The sequence below is a fragment of the Kribbella endophytica genome, from assembly GCF_054781295.1.
Genome location: NZ_BAAGUR010000003.1, coordinates 827,898 through 843,385, shown reverse-complemented (window position 1 = coordinate 843,385; position 15,488 = coordinate 827,898). Strand labels below are relative to the sequence as shown.

The 15,488-nt window shown below is 69.2% G+C and carries 15 protein-coding genes; 10 read left to right on the top strand and 5 right to left on the bottom strand.

Annotated features, from left to right (window positions below):
* Positions 1-199: 199 nt before the first annotated feature.
* On the top strand, positions 200-715 hold the full coding sequence (locus ACYVIO_RS30355; protein WP_460654340.1) for a TetR family transcriptional regulator: 516 nt from the start codon (positions 200-202) through the stop codon (positions 713-715).
* A 128-nt stretch (positions 716-843) separates the two neighbouring features.
* Positions 844-2,193: a S1C family serine protease gene (locus ACYVIO_RS30350; RefSeq protein WP_460654339.1), complete on the top strand. Its 1,350-nt coding sequence runs from the start codon at positions 844-846 to the stop codon at positions 2,191-2,193.
* 61 nt (positions 2,194-2,254) lie between these two features.
* On the opposite strand, the gene ACYVIO_RS30345 is transcribed toward ACYVIO_RS30350, so the two are convergent.
* Both ACYVIO_RS30345 and ACYVIO_RS30340 read right to left on the bottom strand, forming a co-directional pair.
* On the bottom strand, positions 2,255-3,124 hold the full coding sequence (locus ACYVIO_RS30345) for an NAD-dependent epimerase/dehydratase family protein (protein WP_460654338.1): 870 nt from the start codon (positions 3,122-3,124) through the stop codon (positions 2,255-2,257).
* Positions 3,121-3,504, bottom strand: a complete 384-nt coding sequence (locus ACYVIO_RS30340; protein WP_460654337.1) for a cupin domain-containing protein — start codon at positions 3,502-3,504, stop codon at positions 3,121-3,123. Before ACYVIO_RS30340 ends, ACYVIO_RS30345 begins: the two co-directional genes overlap by 4 nt.
* 163 nt (positions 3,505-3,667) lie before the next feature.
* Between ACYVIO_RS30340 and ACYVIO_RS30335 the strand changes: the two genes are divergently transcribed.
* From ACYVIO_RS30335 to ACYVIO_RS30320, 4 genes are all read left to right on the top strand, one after another.
* On the top strand, positions 3,668-5,095 hold the full coding sequence (locus ACYVIO_RS30335) for an MFS transporter (protein ID WP_460654336.1): 1,428 nt from the start codon (positions 3,668-3,670) through the stop codon (positions 5,093-5,095).
* Positions 5,092-5,646, top strand: coding sequence for a TetR/AcrR family transcriptional regulator (locus ACYVIO_RS30330; protein ID WP_460654335.1), 555 nt, complete (start codon positions 5,092-5,094; stop codon positions 5,644-5,646). The genes ACYVIO_RS30335 and ACYVIO_RS30330 overlap by 4 nt, the downstream gene beginning before the upstream one ends.
* Positions 5,647-5,791: 145 nt before the next feature.
* Positions 5,792-9,394, top strand: a complete 3,603-nt coding sequence (gene metH, locus ACYVIO_RS30325) for a methionine synthase (RefSeq protein WP_460654334.1) — start codon at positions 5,792-5,794, stop codon at positions 9,392-9,394.
* A 17-nt stretch (positions 9,395-9,411) separates the two neighbouring features.
* Complete coding sequence (locus ACYVIO_RS30320; protein ID WP_460654333.1) at positions 9,412-9,930, top strand: GNAT family N-acetyltransferase; 519 nt, start codon at positions 9,412-9,414, stop codon at positions 9,928-9,930.
* On the opposite strand, the gene ACYVIO_RS30315 is transcribed toward ACYVIO_RS30320, so the two are convergent.
* Entirely contained in the window at positions 9,905-11,116 is a 1,212-nt protein-coding gene (locus ACYVIO_RS30315; protein WP_460654332.1) for an MFS transporter, read from the bottom strand. The two genes, ACYVIO_RS30320 and ACYVIO_RS30315, sit on opposite strands and share 26 nt — an antisense overlap.
* A gap of 176 nt (positions 11,117-11,292) precedes the next feature.
* Here ACYVIO_RS30315 and ACYVIO_RS30310 point away from each other — a divergent pair, with 176 nt between their 5' ends.
* On the top strand, positions 11,293-12,132 hold the full coding sequence (locus ACYVIO_RS30310) for an HAD family acid phosphatase (protein ID WP_460654331.1): 840 nt from the start codon (positions 11,293-11,295) through the stop codon (positions 12,130-12,132).
* On the opposite strand, the gene ACYVIO_RS30305 is transcribed toward ACYVIO_RS30310, so the two are convergent.
* Positions 12,098-12,787, bottom strand: coding sequence for a TetR family transcriptional regulator (locus ACYVIO_RS30305; RefSeq protein WP_460654330.1), 690 nt, complete (start codon positions 12,785-12,787; stop codon positions 12,098-12,100). The genes ACYVIO_RS30310 and ACYVIO_RS30305 overlap by 35 nt on opposite strands.
* Before the next feature lie 94 nt (positions 12,788-12,881).
* On the opposite strand from ACYVIO_RS30305, the gene ACYVIO_RS30300 reads away from it, so the two are divergent.
* Together ACYVIO_RS30300 and ACYVIO_RS30295 are read left to right on the top strand one after the other, a co-directional pair.
* Positions 12,882-13,808, top strand: a complete 927-nt coding sequence (locus ACYVIO_RS30300) for an SDR family oxidoreductase (RefSeq protein ID WP_460654329.1) — start codon at positions 12,882-12,884, stop codon at positions 13,806-13,808.
* 16 nt (positions 13,809-13,824) lie between these two features.
* Complete coding sequence (locus ACYVIO_RS30295) at positions 13,825-14,592, top strand: class I SAM-dependent methyltransferase (protein ID WP_460654328.1); 768 nt, start codon at positions 13,825-13,827, stop codon at positions 14,590-14,592.
* Here ACYVIO_RS30295 and ACYVIO_RS30290 read toward each other — a convergent pair.
* Positions 14,582-15,112: a GNAT family N-acetyltransferase gene (locus ACYVIO_RS30290; protein WP_460654327.1), complete on the bottom strand. Its 531-nt coding sequence runs from the start codon at positions 15,110-15,112 to the stop codon at positions 14,582-14,584. The two genes, ACYVIO_RS30295 and ACYVIO_RS30290, sit on opposite strands and share 11 nt — an antisense overlap.
* A 74-nt stretch (positions 15,113-15,186) precedes the next feature.
* On the opposite strand from ACYVIO_RS30290, the gene ACYVIO_RS30285 reads away from it, so the two are divergent.
* Positions 15,187-15,480 carry a YciI family protein gene (locus tag ACYVIO_RS30285; RefSeq protein WP_460654326.1) on the top strand — a complete coding sequence of 98 codons (294 nt, stop codon included), beginning with the start codon at positions 15,187-15,189 and terminating at the stop codon, positions 15,478-15,480.
* Positions 15,481-15,488: the final 8 nt, after the last annotated feature.

The window sequence follows — 15,488 nt, the reverse complement described above, 5'->3', positions numbered from 1 at the left end:
TGCTCCTCGATTCCACTAACTAACCGACTGGTTGGATACATCCAGGAAACACCTTCGTATCCAAATAAGCAACCGACCAGTTGGTTGCTAAGATGGGAAGATGCCAGCTGAGGACGAGAGATTGCTCCGCCGTCTGCGAGACGACGGAGTGCGGCCCCCCCGTCGACGGGACGCGGAGCGGACCCGGCGAGAGATCCTGGTGGCGGCGACCGAAGAGTTCGCTCGGTTGGGAATCGCGGGGGCTCGGGTGGACAAGATTGCCGAGGTGGCGGGCTGTAACAAGGCGATGATCTACGCGTACTTCGGCAACAAGGACGGGCTGTTCGACGCGGTCTTCACGGCGTACGTCGAGGCGTACCTGGCCGAGGTCGGGTTCAGTGCGGACGACCTGCCGGCGTACGCCGGGCGGGTGTTCGACTACTTCGAGGAGCACCCGGAGCATCTGCGGCTCGCGGTCTGGTATCGGCTGGAGCGCCCGGGGAGTGCGCGGCTGGAGGCTGTGCTCGACGTCAACACGGCTCGGCTCGAAGAGTTGGAGCGGGTCCTGGGGTCGGGGGCGGTGTCCAGTGAGTTCAGTGCGGTGGAGTTGTTGTCGCTGGTGCAGGCGATCGCGACCAGCTGGTCCTCGATGAACCCGGAGTTCGAGTCCGCGGTGCCCGACCGGGCGGTACGGCGGCAGGCGGTTGTGGCGGCCGTCGGGCGGCTGCTGAAGTAGTTGCCTTGGGCGTGTGTTGTGGGGCACACCGGATTCTCAGGTGATTCCTCTGTTGGTCCGATGGCGTTCTCAGGTCCGCGAGGTCTACTCGATCTCAGGAAGGAACAGCCTGAGGAGGCGCAGGGACGATGGACCAGCAGGGGCAGCAGAATCAGCAGCAGGGTGGTTATCCGCCGCACGGTTACGTGTCGTACGGGTACCCGCAGCCGGGGCCGTGGCAGCCGCCGTACCAGCCGCAGCCGCCGAAGCGGCGCCGCCGGGTGCCGGCGATGATCGGCGCGTTCGGCCTGGCTGCCGCGCTGGTCGCCGGATCGGTCGCGTGGGGGATCGACCAGCACGTCACGAACTCGTCGCAGCTGGCTCAGGTGCTCAGCCCGTCGGACGTCGCCGCGAAGGTGTCGCCCGGGCTGGTGAACATCAACACCGTGCTCGGGTACGAGGGAGCGCGCGCCGCCGGCACCGGGATCGTGCTGACGCCGGACGGTGAGGTGCTCACCAATCACCACGTCATCGAGGGCGCGACGCAGATCAGCGTGGTGGACGTCGGCAACGGCAAGACGTACCAGGCCAGTGTCGTCGGGTACGACGACAGCCACGACATCGCCGTACTGAAGCTGAAGGACGCCTCCGGGCTGGAGACGGCGAAGATCGGCGACTCGTCGACGGTCAAGGTCGGCGACGACGTGGTCGGGATCGGCAACGCCGGCGGCAAGGGCGGTACGCCGAGCTACGCGGCCGGCGACGTGACCGCGCTGAACCAGGCGATCACCGCGACCGACGAGTCCGGCCAGAACCCGGAGAACCTGACCGGTCTGATCGCGACCGACGCGAACATCCAGGCCGGTGACTCCGGCGGCCCGCTGGCGAACTCGGCCGGCGAGGTGATCGGCGTCGACACCGCCGGCTCGGGCAGCAACGGCGACCAGAGCGGACCCGGCCAGACGGCCTTCGACCCGAGCGACCCCGGCTTCGGCGACAACGGCAACGGCTTCGGCCAGGGCGACGGCGGCTTCGGTGACGGCCAGTCCCAGGGCGACCAAGGCCAAGGCCAGCAGGGCCAGGGTCAGGGCGACGGTCAGGGCGAGGGCCAAGGCGACCAGGGCAACGGCGCCGGCCAGACCCAGGGCTTCGCGATCCCGATCAACGCGGCGATGGCGATCGCCGACCAGATCGAGGCCGGTCAGTCCTCGGCCGACATCCACCTCGGCGACTCCCCGATGCTCGGCATCACCGTCCTGACCAACGGCGACGGCGCCGTCGTCAACGACGTGGTCGCCAACGGCAAGGCGGCCGAGGCAGGCCTGGCGGCCGGCGACGTGATCACCGCACTCGGCGGTACGACGGTCACCTCACCCGAGGCACTCTCCACCGCACTCAACCAGCACAAGCCGGGCGACAAGGTCTCCGTCACCTGGACCGACCAGACCGGTCAGAAGCACACCGCTGACATCGAACTGACCACCGGACCGGTCCGCTGACGCCTCCCCCCACACGCAGCGGACCGAACAAACCGGGCCCGGCTCGGCGCCTCTCTCCCCCTCAGGCGCCCCCGGGCCCGGCTGCTGTCTGCGCGAACCCTTCGCGCCAGGAGCTGTGCCGCGGAGTCCATCCCAAGTCCTTACGGGCAAGGGAATTGTCGGCTCCCCGAGCCCAGCCGGTCCGCTCTCCGTCGACCACCTCCGGCACCGGAGCACCAACCGCTCGCGCGAACTCAGGCATCCATTCACTCGCCGGAGCCGGTACGTCGTCCACGACGTTGACCACACCGGTCGGCCACTCGAGTGCATCCAGCGCAGCACCCGCAGCATCCTCGACGTGCAGCAAGCTGCTCACGTCAGCGTTCGCCATCAGCTTCCCGGCCCCGGCCATCAACCCGCCCGGCGAGTACCAGGTCCCCGGCCCGTACAGAAGGCCGTACCGAAGCACCACCCACTCGGGCAGCTTCGCGGCAAGCCCCTCCATCGTCGTCACCGCGTCCACGGTCCCGCGCCGGGTCTCCGACTCTGCCGCCAGATCGAGCGGCGTCGCTTCGGTAGCGGGCGAAGCGCCCGGCTCGTAGATCCACGCGATGCTCTGCATCACCATCCGCCGAGCGCCCGCGGCCAGCGCCGCGTCCACGAGGTTCCGCGTCCCGACCTTCCGGATCCGCGCGTTCGCCGCGAAGTCCAGTCCACCCAGATCGGTGAGCTGATGCATCACGACCTCAGGCGCTGCCGCGGCGACCGCCGTACGCAATCCGTCCGCGTCGAACACGTCTCCGACCACGGCGTCGACGCCCTGAGTCCGCAACGATGCAGCGTCCGCCGTACGACGAGTCAGCGCGGTCACCTCGTGCCCCGCTGCGACCAGCCGCGGCAGCAGCAACCGCCCGACGACCCCGGTCGCGCCGGCCAGGAAGACCCGGCTCACTGCGCGCCCCGCCGATCCCGCCGCGCCTCGAGCTCTTCCGCGCTGACCAGCGTCAGCATCGGCTCACCCGGTACGCCGACCATCACCACCACGAACCGCGTCCACCGGTCCGCGAGGTTGTTGGCCGCCTGGTAGTGGATGACGTCGCCGCCCGGCTCCCAGAACGCCTCGCCGGCGGTGATCACCCGCGGGTCCTCGCCCTCCAGCTCGAAGATCAGCTCGCCCTCGAGCAGGTAGCCGAAGACCGGGCCGCTGTGCCGGTGCGGCGGGGTGCCCGGACCGCCCGGTGGGACCTCGATCGTCGCCGTCATCACCTCCGCATCGGGCGGCAGCGACGGGGGAGTGACGTGCATCAGGCTGGTGAGTCGGGTATCGGTCACCCCATCACACTAGGAGCGCTGCGGCCCAGGAGCTTGGGCCATTTCGGGCGTGGTTCGGTGGGCCATCGGCCCGCCAGGCGGTATTCGGTCGCGCAGTGGTGAACGATTGTTTACCCTAGAGGTGAACGAGTGTTCACCAATGCCCCCCAGTGAGGATTCCTGAGTGACCGTCCGGCCCGCCGCCCACCCTCGCCTGATCCTGTCCGCGCTCGCGTCCTGCGGTGTGCTCGTCTCGGTGATGCAGACCATCGTCGTACCGCTGCTGCCCGAGCTGCCCGGGCTGACGCACAGCAAGCCGGCCGACGTGAGCTGGTTGGTGACGGTCGCGTTGCTGACCGGGGCCGTCTTCACGCCGCTGCTCGGACGGGCCGGCGACATGTACGGCAAGCGGCGGGTGCTGCTGATCGCCCTGGTCTCGATGGTCCTGGGGTCGTTGCTCTGCGCAACGAGTTCGGTGTTGCCGGTGCTGGTGGTCGGACGCGCGTTCCAGGGCGCCGCGGTCGCCGTGGTGCCGCTGGGGATCAGCATCCTGCGCGACGAGCTGCCGGCCGAGCGGGTGATTCCGTCGATCGCGATCATGAGCTCGACCCTCGGCGTCGGCGCCGCGTTCGGCATCCCGGCCGCGACCTTGGTGGTCGAGTACGCCAACTGGCACACGATGTTCTGGATCTGCGCGGGTCTCGGGCTGCTCGACATCGCCGTCGTCCTGCTGATCGTGCCCGAGTCGAAGCTGCGGACCAGCGGGCGGTTCGACGTACTGGGTGCTCTGGGGCTGAGTGCCTTCCTGGTCTGCCTGCTGCTCGCGGTGTCGAAGGGCAGCGCGTGGGGCTGGGGATCGCTCGCCACGATCGCGACCTTCGCGGGTGCACTGGTGATCGTGCCGTTGTGGGCGTTCTTCGAGCTCCGTACGGCGAGCCCGCTGGTCGATCTGCGCGTGTCCGCGCGGCCCGCTGTCCTGTTCACCAACCTGGCCGCGCTGCTGATCGGGTTCGCCTTCTACGCCAACTCGTTGTCCACCGCGCAGCTCGTCCAGGAGCCTGTCTCGACCGGCTACGGGCTCGAAGCATCGATCGTGGTCAGCGGCCTGTGTCTGCTCCCGGGCGGGGTCGCGATGGTGCTGCTGTCCCCGGTGTCGGCGCGGATCTCCGCCGCGCGCGGGCCGCGCTTCACGCTCGCGATCGCCGCGGCGTTGATGGCTGTCGGGTACGTCGTGCGGTTGTTCACCAGTGAGAACCTGATCGCGATCGTCGCCGGTGCGACCGTCGTGTCGGCCGGGACCGCGGTCGCGTATTCGGCATTGCCCGCTCTGATCATGCATGCTGTGCCCGTGACCGAAACCGCCGCGGCGAACGGCCTCAACACGTTGATGCGCACGATCGGCCAGGCCGTCTGCAGCGCGGTCGTCGCGACAGTGCTGACCACGGTGGTGGCCACGAACGCCGGCCGCACCGCCCCGACGCTCGGCGCGTACCTGATCGTCTTCGTGATCGCCGGCGCGGCGGCAGTCGTCGCCGTCGGGCTCACGTTGCTGATCCCCGCCCGCCGCCCGGCCGCCGTGCAGACCTCAGTACAGGTGGGTCGTACGTCGTGAGCGACGCGGGCCGAACGGCGATCCTCCGGGCCGCCTGGCGGGCGTTCGCGCGGCAGCCGTACGCCGCGGTGACGCTGCGTGGGATCGCCGCCGACGCCGGGGTCAGCGCGTCGCTGATCGTCAAGCACTTCGGCGGCAAGGACCAGTTGTTCGACGTCGTCGCCGACTTCAGCGACGCGGGTGAGCTGCTGGTGGCGGCCCCGATCGAGTCGCTCGGCCGGCACGCCGTACTGACCCTGATCCGTTGGCGCCGCCAGAACGACAGCGACCTCCTGGTCCGCGTCGTCTTCGCGGCCGGTGACGGCGACGAGCGGGCCAGGATGCGCAACCAGTTCCGCGAGCAGGTGGTGCACGCCTTCGCCGATCGCCTCGACGGTGACGACAGCGAGCTGCGCGCCGAGCTGATCGTCGCCCACCTGCTCGGGCTCGGCGCGATGATCGCCCTGCAGAGGACCGGGCCGGCCGCGACCGCCGATCCGGAGCTGGTCGCCGACCTCTACGGGCCCGCGCTGCAGCAGTTGATCGACCAAGGTGGACAGCAGTCTCACTAACTGGACATTTTGTGCTGGTTTGAGCGCTCAACGCCAGTACGATCGTTCCTTGGGCCGAGAGGCGCTGCAACGGGCCGGAGGCCCGCCACGCTCGTCCTGAGTCACTACTGCAAGGGCGCCTCCGGGAATCTTCTGGAGGCAAAGGGTGACCACAAGCTCGTTGCGAGACCTGCTCGACCAGCGGATCGCCGTGCTGGACGGCGCGTGGGGCACGATGCTGCAGGGCGCGAAGCTGACCCCCGAGGACTACAAGGGCGACCGTTTCGTCGACCACACCCACGACGTGTCCGGTGACCCGGACCTGCTGAACATCATGCGGCCCGACGTCATCCTCGACGTGCATCGGCAGTACCTGAACGCCGGCGCCGACATCACCACCACCAACACCTTCACCGCGACCAGCATCGGCCAGGCCGACTACGGCCTGGAGTCGCTGGTCCGCGAGATGAACCTCGAAGGCGCACGGCTGGCCCGCCAGGCGGCCGACGAGGCCGGTGGCAAGTTCGTGGCCGGCTCGATCGGCCCGCTGAACGTCACGCTGTCGCTGTCGCCGCGCGTGGAAGACCCGTCGTACCGGGCAGTGACGTTCGAGCAGGTCAAGGACGCGTACGCCGAACAGATCGCCGCGCTGCGCGACGGCGGCGTCGACCTGCTGCTGATCGAGACGATCTTCGACACCCTGAACTGCAAGGCCGCGATCGCCGCGGCCCGCGAGGTCGCGCCCGAGCTGCCGCTGTGGATCTCGGTGACGATCGTCGACCTGAGCGGGCGGACGCTGTCCGGCCAGACCGTCGAGGCGTTCTGGAGCTCGATCGAGCACGCCAAGCCGCTGGTCGTCGGCGTGAACTGCTCGCTCGGCGCGCACGAGATGCGCCCGCACGTCGCCGACCTGGCCCGGTTCGCCGACACCTACGTCGCGTCGCACCCGAACGCCGGCCTGCCCAACGCCTTCGGCGGGTACGACGAGACGCCCGAGCAGACCGCCGGGATGATCGGCGAGTTCGCCGAGTCCGGCCTGGTCAACATCGTCGGCGGCTGTTGCGGTACGACGCCCGCCCACATCGCCAAGATCGCCGAGGCCGTCCGCGGCCGGCAGCCGCGTGAGCTCGCCGCGGCCGAGACGCGGACCCGGTTCAGCGGGCTCGAGCCGTTCAAGATCAGCGCCGACACCGGCTTCGTGATGATCGGCGAGCGGACCAACGTGACCGGCTCGGCGAAGTTCCGCCGGCTGATCGAGTCCGACAACCACCAGGCCGCGGTCGACGTGGCGCTGGAGCAGGTCCGCGGTGGCGCGAACCTGCTGGACGTGAACATGGACGCCGACCTGCTCGACAGCGAGCAGGCGATGACGACGTTCCTGAACCTGATCGCGACCGAGCCCGAGGTGGCCCGGATCCCGATCATGATCGACAGCTCGAAGTGGACCGTGCTCGAGGCCGGCCTGAAGTGCGTGCAGGGCAAGGGCGTGGTCAACTCGATCAGCCTGAAGGAGGGCGAGGAGGAGTTCCTCGACCGCGCGCGGCGGATCATGGACTTCGGCGCCGGCGCGGTGGTGATGGCCTTCGACGAGCAGGGCCAGGCCGACACGGTCGAGCGCAAGGTGTCGATCTGCGGCCGCGCGTACGACCTGCTGACCGGGATCGGCTTCCCGGCCGAGGACATCATCTTCGACCCGAACGTGCTGGCCGTCGCGACCGGCATGTCCGAGCACAACGGGTACGCGCTGAACTTCATCGAGGCGCTGCCGCTGATCAAGGAACGCTGTCCCGGCGTCCACATCAGCGGTGGTATCTCGAACCTATCGTTCTCGTTCCGTGGCAACGACATCGTGCGCGAGGCGATGCACTCGTCGTTCCTGTACCACGCGGGCAAGGTCGGCCTGGACATGGGCATCGTGAACGCCGGGCAGCTGGCGGTCTACGAGGACATCCCGAAGGACCTGCTCGAGCTGGTCGAGGACGTCATCTTCAACCGCCGCGACGACGCCACCGACCGACTGGTCAGCTTCGCCGAGAACGTCAAGGGCAAGGGCACCAAGCGTGAGGTCGACCTGACCTGGCGCGAGGGCACCGTCCAGGAGCGGCTGTCGCACGCGCTCGTGCACGGCATCGTGGACTTCATCGAGGACGACACCGAGGAGGCCCGGGTGCAGTACCCGCGGCCGCTGCAGGTGATCGAGGGCCCGCTGATGGACGGGATGAAGATCGTCGGCGACCTGTTCGGGGCCGGCAAGATGTTCCTGCCGCAGGTCGTGAAGAGCGCCCGGGTGATGAAGCGCTCGGTCGCCTACCTCGAGCCGTACATGGAGGCCGAGAAGGAACTGGCCCGCCAGGAAGGCCGCGCCGAGGACGTCCGCGACCAGGGCAAGGTCGTGCTGGCCACGGTCAAGGGCGACGTGCACGACATCGGCAAGAACATCGTCGGCGTGGTGCTCGGCTGCAACAACTACGAGGTGATCGACCTCGGCGTGATGGTCCCGGCCGCCAAGATCCTCGACACCGCGATCGCCGAGGGCGCCGACGCGGTCGGCCTGTCCGGGCTGATCACGCCGTCGCTGGACGAGATGGTCTCGGTCGCCGAAGAGATGCAGCGCCGCGGGCTGAAGCTGCCGCTGCTGGTCGGTGGCGCGACGACGTCCAAGCAGCACACCGCCGTACGGATCGCACCGGCGTACGACCGGACGACCGTGCACGTGCTGGACGCGTCGCGGGTGGTCGGTGTGGTATCCGACCTGCTCGACCCGGACCGTTCCGCGGCCCTTGCCATCAGCAACCGTGAGGACCAGGACCGCCTGCGCGAGCAGCACGCGAACAAGCAGCGCGCACCGTTGCTGACCGTCGAGCAGGCCCGCGCCAACGCCGAACCGGTCGAGTACGGCGAACTGCCGGTGCCCGCGTTCACCGGCCTGCGGGTCGAGACGCCGAGCCTGGAGACGCTGCGGGAGATGATCGACTGGCAGTTCCTGTTCCTGGCCTGGGAGCTGAAGGGCAAGTACCCGGCGATCCTGGAGAACGAGGTCGCGCGCGAGCTGTTCGACGACGCGAACACGCTGCTGGACCAGATCATCGCGAACAAGTCGTTCACCGCGAAGGGCGCGTACGGGTTCTGGCCCGCGCACAGCGAGGGGGACGACATCGTGCTGGACGACCGCGGCATCTCGTTCCCGATGCTGCGGCAGCAGACCGAGAAGCCGGCCAGACGGCACAACCGCTGCCTGGCCGACTACGTCGCGCCCGCCGGTGACCACCTCGGAGGGTTCGGGGTCGCGATCCACGGTGCCGAGGAGCTGGCGGCGTCGTACGAGGCGAACAACGACGACTACCGGGCGATCATGGTCAAGGCGCTGGCCGACCGGCTGGCCGAGGCGTTCGCCGAGTGGATCCACCTGGAGGCCCGCAAGGCCTGGTTCGAGCCGGACGTCGAGCCGGTGCTGTCGGACCTGCACGCCGAGCGGTTCCGCGGCATCCGGCCCGCGCTGGGGTACCCGGCGAGCCCGGACCACAGCGAGAAGAAGGAACTGTTCGAGCTGATCGAGGCCGAGAAGCTGGGCCTCGGCCTGACCGAGTCGTACGCGATGACGCCGGCGGCCGCGGTCTCCGGCCTGATCTTCGCGAGCGAGTCCGCGCGGTACTTCAGCGTCGGCCGGCTCGGCCGCGACCAGGTCGAGGACTACGCCAAGCGCCGCGGCCTGGAGCTGGACGAGATGGAGCGCTGGCTCCGGCCGAACCTGGCGTACGACCCGAAGTAAGTGGCACGGTGGGGCGCATGCGAGTGCGCCCCGCCACCCCTGCCGACGCCGACGCTGTTGCCGCCATCTGGTACACCGGCTGGCACGACGGCCACGACGGCAACGTCCCGGAAGCGCTGACAGCTGTCCGCACCAAGGACACCTTCTGGACCCGAGCCGCCGAACGAGTCGCGGAAACAACAGTCGCCACGGTCGACGCCGCCCCCTCCTCTTCCGCTCGGCCGCAGGCCGAGCAAGTAGTCGCGGGGTTTGTGATTGTCTCCGGCGACGAGGTCGAGCAGGTCTATGTCTCTTCGGACCACCGAGGATCAGGCATCGCCGGCCTCCTGCTCACCGAAGCCGAACGCCAGGTCGCCGCGGCCGGCCACCCTGCCACCTGGCTGGCCGTTGCCACCGGCAACAGCCGCGCCCGCCGCTTCTACGAACGCTCCGGCTGGACCGACGAAGGCCCCTTCGACTACCAGGCCACGGTCGACGACAGCACGATCGCCGTCCCCTGCCACCGCTACGTCAAGAAACTTTCAGCCGCCGAGTAGCCGGTACGACGATCAGCAGCGCCGCGCACAACACCCCAAGCACGCAGGCGAACACCATCAACGGCACCTCGCCCGTGATCCCCGCCAACGGCCCCGCGACCGTCCGCCCGAGCGCCATCGTCACCAGCGACCCGGCGACGTCGTACGCGTAAACGCGGTTGAGCAACTCCGGCGGGACCTGGGTCTGCACCGTCGTCGACCAGAGCACCGACCAGAACGCGATGCCCGCGCCCGCGATCGACCAGCCGATCATCAGCACCGTGAGGTTCGGGCGCAGCGCCGGGACCAACGGGTAGATCGCGAACAGCGCCCAGCCGATCGAACCGACCGCCAGCGGACGCCGCGGGCGGAAGCGGATCGCGATCGTCCCACCGATCGCACCGCCCGCGCCGAACGCCGCCAGGCCGAGCCCGAGCGCGGTCGAGTCGAGGTGCCCGATCACCAGTTCGGCGCCGATCGGCAACGACGTACCGACCACGAAGCACCCGTACAGGCCGAAGATCGCGATCACTGACCAGAGCCACGTGCGCGCCCGGAACGCCTGCCACCCGGCGACCAGCTCGGCCAGGAAGGGCGCGCCGGACGCGGGCGGCGCGGTGTCGAGCTTCAGCCCGAGCAGGCACGCACCGCTGACGGCGTACGTCGCCGCGTAGATCGCGAACACGACCGCGGGCCCGGAGACGCTGACCAGTACGCCGGCCAGCGCCGGACCGAGTACGCCGGCCATCGACTCCGCGATCCGCAGCGTCCCGTTCGCCTTCTGCACGTCGTCCGCCACCTGCGGCACCATGCTCGCCACACCCGGCTGGAACATCGCCGTCGCCGCCCCGCTCAGGAACTGCAGCACCACGATCAGCACCAGCGACGGCCGACCGGTCAGGAACGCGACCGCGGTCATCGCCTGCAGCCCGAACCGCGCGAAGTCGGCCAGCACCATCATCCGCCGGGCGGTGAAGCGGTCAGCCAGCACGCCCCCGAACAACATGCACAACGCCACCGCCGCCAGCCACGCCCCGAGCGCGTACCCCACGCCGGTCGCGCCGTACCCGGCATTCAGCACACCCACTGACAACGCGACCGGGATCATCGCGTCGCCCAGCAACGAGGTCGTCCGCGCCCCGAAGTACAGCCGGAAGTTCGACGACCACATCGGCTGCACGGGTACGAGCTCAACAGCGCAGGTCATTAGCCATCCTTAAGAAGACTCCTGTCGGAAGCTGAAATCTAAACCAGTTCGGGGTCAGCTGTCCGGGTGTCTCAACTGCCGGATCGCGTGCGGGTTTACCCCACGTCCTTCGCCGGACCCCCGCCGGCGGGGTTAGTTTGCATTGGTCAGCGATTTGTTTTCGGGAGAGGGTCATCATGTTCAAGCGTTCCTGGCGCCGGCCGGTGCTGATCGGTGCCGCGACTGTCGCGGTCGCGTCCATTGCCGGTGGGGTTGCCTACTCGGCCGGGGTGGCGGCGCAGCAGCCGGCGATCCAGACCTCGACGCCGCGGACCGAGCGGCAGGTCACCAACATTGACGTACTGCGTCAGCAGCTGCGCAACTACTACGGGGACCCGCTCGGCAGCGGCACCTTCGCGTCGGACAGCAACTACGCCAAGGAGGCGCGTGGGGTCGCGGCCGACGGCAAGCGCTGGATCTCGACGCGGCACCACCCCCGCGGGACCAAGGCGATCCTGCTCGACGTCGACGACACCGCGCTGGCCACCTGGAACTACGAGATCGCCAGCAACTGGGCGTTCAACCCGACCACCAACGGGCAGTTCGTGACCGACCAGAAGTTCCCCGCCGTACCGGGCATGGTCGACCTGGTGAAGACGGCTGAGCGTGAGGGCTACGCGGTGTTCTTCCTGACCGGTCGCGGGGCCGCGCAGGAGCAGGCGACGCTCGGCAACCTGACCGAGGACGGCGTCGGCATCGACGCGGGGTACCCGAAGCCGACCACCCTGCGCGGTGGCGAGGACGGGCTGTTCACCAAGCCGGCCGTCGCCGACTACCCGGCGTACCTGAAGAAGGCCTGCGCGGCCGACCCGAACGGCTCCTGCACGACGATCCACTACAAGTCGGCGACCCGCGCGCACATCGAGTCGCTCGGCTACGACATCGTCGCGAACTTCGGCGACCAGTTCAGCGATCTCAAGGGTGGGTCCGCCGACCGTACCTTCAAGCTCCCGAATCCGAACTACTACTTGCCCTAGGCAATAGTCCGAACAGCAGGCCGTCCAGGGCGATCCGCAGTGCGGGCTCGAACTCGACCCGCATCGCGGTGAGCTCCGGCGCGGCCTCGTACGCCGCGAGGATCGCCGCCGACGGCCGGGAGTGCGTCCAGATCGCGCCGGCCAGCAGTACCGCGGCCGCGATGAAACGGGTCGCGCTCTCGGTGCCCAGTTCCGGTACGGCGTCCGTGATCAGCGCGACCATCCGGTGGTAGTCCACGATCGCGGACCGCTTGTAGTTCAGCGCGATCTCGGTCGAGATGTTGTGCTCGAGGACGGCGGCCTGTGCGCTGTTCAGCTCGCACAGCATCGGCCGCGCGGTCATCGTCGCCACCACCGCTTCGGCCAGTGCCCCCGCGCGCTCGGTCGCCGGAAGCTTCCGGTCGATCGCGCCCAGCGCGGCCTCCAGGTCGTCCAGCCAGGCGGCCGTCTCGAGGGTCATCAGCGCCAGCAGCACGGCTTCGCGCGACTCGAAGTAGTTCAGCACGTTCGACTTCGCCAGGCCGACGCGGCGGGCCAGCTCGTTCAGCGTGAGCTGGGCGACCGGCTGCTCGGCCAGCATGTCGCGCGCCGTCGCCAGGATCACCCGGCGGCGTTCGGCCCGCTGCTCGTCGCTGCGCGCCCGCTGAAAAGTCATGCTCCCAGTCTACAGACCGCTGGTCTGTTGTCATCAGACCAACGGTCTGTTAATGTCGAGCACAACAGACCGGCAGTCTCTTAAGGAGCGCGACATGTACGAGGTCCCCGATCAGACCGGCAAGTACGCCGTCGTCACCGGCGCCAACAGCGGGACCGGCAAGGAGACCGCTCGGCGGTTGGCCGCGGCCGGTGCTCACGTGGTGATGGCCGTTCGGACGGTCGCCAAGGGTGAGGCGGCGCGGGCCGAGATCCTGGCTCAGCACCCTGGCGCGCTGCTCGACGTACGGCGGGTGGATCTGGCCGACCTCGAGTCGGTGCGGGAGTTCGCCGACGGGCTGATCGCGGACGGGGTACCGCTGGATCTGCTGGTCAACAACGCCGGCGTGATGGTGCCGCCGGAGCGGGTGGCCACGGCCGACGGGTTCGAGCTGCAGTTCGGCAGCAACTTCCTCGGCCCGTTCGCGCTGACCGTGCGGCTGCTGCCGTTGCTGCTGAAGGCGCCGGCGCCACGGGTCGCGACGATGAGCAGCGGGGTGGCGACCCGCGGGAAGATCAACTTCGACGACCTGAACTGGGAGCAGCGGTACCGCCCGGCGGCGGCGTACGCGCAGTCGAAGCTGGCCGACCTGATGATGGGCCGGCAGCTCGCGACGATCGCTGCCGAGCGCGGCTGGCCGTTGCTGAGCACGATCGCCCACCCGGGCTTCACCCGGACGAACCTGCAGACCGCCGGCGCGAGCCTCGGGCGGGAGAGGCCTTCGCTGGTGAATCGGCTGCTCTTCAAGCTGCCGCTGCCCTCGCAGGGTGTCGAGCAGGGTGCGGAGCCGTTGCTGGTCGCGGCGGTGAGTGCGGAGGCCAAGCCGCGCGAGTACTACGGGCCGTCGGAGTGGTTCGGTCTGGTCGGCCCGGCCGAGCTCGCCAAGACGCCGCGGAGTGCGCTCGACGACGAGGTCGCGGCCCGGCTGTGGACGACGGCCGAGCAGCTGACCGGCGTATCCCTTCCCACCGTCGCGGCCTGAGTTCTAGCCTGCCTGGATGGAGCGTTGGGCCAGTGGGGAGCAGTACGAGCCGTACGTCGGGCGCTGGAGCCGGCTGGTCGCGACGGAGTTCGTGGAGTGGCTCGACCAGCCGGGTGGTCTGCGCTGGCTCGACGTCGGGTGCGGGACGGGGGCGTTGACGAGCACGATCGTGCGGGACTGCGGGCCGGCGTACGTGCTGGGGGTTGATCGCTCGGAAGGCTTTCTGGAGTACGCGCGGCGGACGGTGCCGGGGGCGTCGTTCGAGGTGCGCCCGGCGGAGGACCTGCCGGATGGTTCGTTCGATGTCGTGGTGTCCGGGCTGGTGCTGAACTTCGTGCCGGACCGCGACGCGCTGCTGCGGCGGCTCGGGGAGCTCGGTGCGGTCGTCGCGGCGTACGTGTGGGACTACGCCGAGGGCATGCAGCTGATGAAGCACTTCTGGGACGTCGCGGGGGAGATCGATCCTTCGCGACGGGATCTCGATGAGGGGACGCGGTTCCCGTTCTGCACCGCGGCAGGGCTGGAGGAGATGTTCTCGGCCGCCGGGTTCGGGGAGATCACGAGCCGCGGGATCGTCGTACCGACGGTGTTCACGTCGTTCGAGGACTACTGGACGCCGTTCCTCGGCGGGCAGGGTGCGGCGCCGGCGTACCTGAGCACGGTCGACGACGCGACGCGCGACCGGATCCGGGACGCTTTGCGGGAAAGGCTTCCTCTCGAGTCAGACGGCACGATCTCGTTGACGGCTCGGGCGTGGGCCGTGCGGGGGACTGCTAGGGCTTAGGCCAGTCCGGGTGCAGGAGGCCGAAGAGCAGGTCGTCGGTCCACTCGCCCTTCCACCAGCTCGCCGCGCGGCGCAGCCCTTCGTGCTCGAAGCCGAGGCGCTCGAGCAGCCGCGCGGACGCCTCGTTGCGGGCGTCGCACTCGGCCGCGACGCGATGGAGATTCCTCTCGAGGAAGAGATGGTCGAGCAATGTGCCGACCGCTTCGGCGGCGTACCCCTGACCTTGGTACGCCGGTGCGAGCGTGAACCCGATGTCGGCCTGCCGGAGGTTGTCGGCGAGGTTGAGGCCGATGTCGCCGATCAGTACGCCGTCCAGGTCGATCGCGTACTGGAACCAGCCGGGCTGCTCGGGATCGCCTTGCGCGAAGGAGCGCACGGCCTCGGCCGCCTGCTCCAGCGAGTACGGCGCGTCCCAGGACTGGTAGCGCGCGACCTCGGGCACGGACCGGTACGCCGACAACGCCGCGGCATCGTTCTCGTTGAACCTGCGCAGGGTCAGCCGTTCGGTCGACAAGATCATGGGCTGATGATGTCAAAATCCGTGGCTCGGCACCGTCTGGTGGGTGACACCACCTGACGATCGGAGCCGCGCCCATGAAGTACCTGGTGATCCTGCACGCCGCCGACCTGCTTCAGCCCGTGGATCACACGGCCTTTCGCCGTACCGCCCAGGACGCGGGCGAACTGGTCGACAGCCAGCTGCTCGCCGACCCCTCGCTTGGCACGCAGCTCGGCACTTGTGGTGCGCCGATCCATGCCTACTACCTGTTGGACGTCGAGTCCCCGGCGCGTGCCGTCGAGCTCGCGCGGCTGCTCCCCGAGGCCACGCAGGAAGGCGCCGGTGTCGACGTCCGTCCGGTGATGTTCTCGGCCGCGAGCGACTACTGACGGATCGC

What these genes read in the sequence shown, in the direction of transcription:
- ACYVIO_RS30350 (WP_460654339.1), top strand. Translation starts at nt 844, where the DNA reads ATGGACCAGCAGGGGCAGCAGAATCAGCAGCAGGGTGGTTATCCGCCG.
- ACYVIO_RS30320 (WP_460654333.1), top strand. Translation starts at nt 9,412, where the DNA reads ATGCGAGTGCGCCCCGCCACCCCTGCCGACGCCGACGCTGTTGCCGCC.
- ACYVIO_RS30315 (WP_460654332.1), bottom strand. Translation starts at nt 11,116, where the DNA reads ATGACCTGCGCTGTTGAGCTCGTACCCGTGCAGCCGATGTGGTCGTCG.
- ACYVIO_RS30310 (WP_460654331.1), top strand. Translation starts at nt 11,293, where the DNA reads ATGTTCAAGCGTTCCTGGCGCCGGCCGGTGCTGATCGGTGCCGCGACT.
- ACYVIO_RS30305 (WP_460654330.1), bottom strand. Translation starts at nt 12,787, where the DNA reads ATGACTTTTCAGCGGGCGCGCAGCGACGAGCAGCGGGCCGAACGCCGC.
- ACYVIO_RS30300 (WP_460654329.1), top strand. Translation starts at nt 12,882, where the DNA reads ATGTACGAGGTCCCCGATCAGACCGGCAAGTACGCCGTCGTCACCGGC.
- ACYVIO_RS30295 (WP_460654328.1), top strand. Translation starts at nt 13,825, where the DNA reads ATGGAGCGTTGGGCCAGTGGGGAGCAGTACGAGCCGTACGTCGGGCGC.
- ACYVIO_RS30290 (WP_460654327.1), bottom strand. Translation starts at nt 15,112, where the DNA reads ATGATCTTGTCGACCGAACGGCTGACCCTGCGCAGGTTCAACGAGAAC.
- ACYVIO_RS30285 (WP_460654326.1), top strand. Translation starts at nt 15,187, where the DNA reads ATGAAGTACCTGGTGATCCTGCACGCCGCCGACCTGCTTCAGCCCGTG.